Source organism: Streptomyces sp. BR123 (genome assembly GCF_013401435.1).
Classification (GTDB): domain Bacteria; phylum Actinomycetota; class Actinomycetes; order Streptomycetales; family Streptomycetaceae; genus Streptomyces.
Genome location: NZ_JACBGN010000710.1, coordinates 1 through 255, shown reverse-complemented (window position 1 = coordinate 255; position 255 = coordinate 1). Strand labels below are relative to the sequence as shown.

The 255-nt window shown below is 70.2% G+C and carries 1 protein-coding gene; it reads right to left on the bottom strand.

What is annotated here, in order from left to right; all coding sequences use genetic code 11:
- Nucleotides 1-13: 13 nt before the first annotated feature.
- On the bottom strand, nt 14-255 hold a 242-nt coding region (locus HYE82_RS37145; protein WP_179178610.1), incomplete at its 5' end, for a transposase.

Sequence of the window (255 nt, the reverse complement as noted above, 5' to 3'; positions counted from 1 at the left end):
GTCTGACAAATGATCATCTGGCTGGTTCGCGGAGCCAGAGGATCAGCGAGGCCAGCACGACTCCGGCGCGGTAGCGGTCGGCGAGCTTGTCGTACCTGGTCGCGATCGCGCGGAACTGCTTGAGTCGCGCGAAGCATCGTTCGACCACGTTGCGGTCGCGGTAGGCCTCCTTGTCGAAGGCGGGCGGCCGGCCGCCGAGGCGCCCTCGGCGCCGGCGGTTGGCCGCTTGGTCGCGGCGCTCGGGGATCGTGGCGG